Annotated in this window: 1 protein-coding gene; it reads left to right on the forward strand. The window is 72.9% G+C overall.

The window, feature by feature from the left end; translation table 11 throughout:
- A partial coding sequence (locus tag D9599_RS30820; RefSeq protein WP_198385147.1) for a hypothetical protein occupies positions 1-638 on the forward strand: 638 nt, incomplete at both ends.

Raw genomic sequence — 638 nt, forward strand, 5'->3', positions numbered from 1 at the left:
ATCGGCCTTGCCGTGGGCGGCTACGTCGCCGCGCGGCTGTCGGGCACCTCCGACAACACCGACGGCACGCTGCACGGCCTGGCGGTCTGGGGCACCACCTTCCTCATCTCCGCAGTGCTGCTGGGCAACCTCGTCTCCGGCATTGCCTCGACCGCCGCGTCAGGTGCATCCAGCCTGGTGGGCAGTGTCGCGAATGGGGCTGGTTCGGCCGTGTCCGCCGTCGGCCAGCAGGCCGCGAACCGCACGGATACGGGCACGCTGCAGAACGCGGCCCAGGGTCTGGTGGATCGGGTCCAGGGCGCGCTCAGCGGCGGTGGGGCTCCGGCCGGTATGACCTCGGACCAGCGCAAGGCCGAGATGGGGACACTGGTGACCCGGCGGGTGACTGAGGGCCAGCTCTCGGCCGAGGACCGTGACCGTCTGAACCAGCTCGTCGCGGCCGAGTACAACCTCAGCCCGCAGGACGCCCAGGCGCGGGTGCAGCAGGCCGAGCAGCGGGCGACGCAGGCGGCGCAGCAGGCCGAGGAGAAGGCACGCAGCGCGGCCGATGCCGCTGCCTCCGGGGCCGCCAAGGGCGCCTTCGCGGTCTTCGGGATCATGCTGCTGGGGGCGATTGCCTCGGTGCTCGGCGCCCGCCG

It is taken from the genome of Roseomonas sp. KE2513 (assembly GCF_016107305.1).
Classification (GTDB): Bacteria; Pseudomonadota; Alphaproteobacteria; order Acetobacterales; family Acetobacteraceae; genus Roseomonas.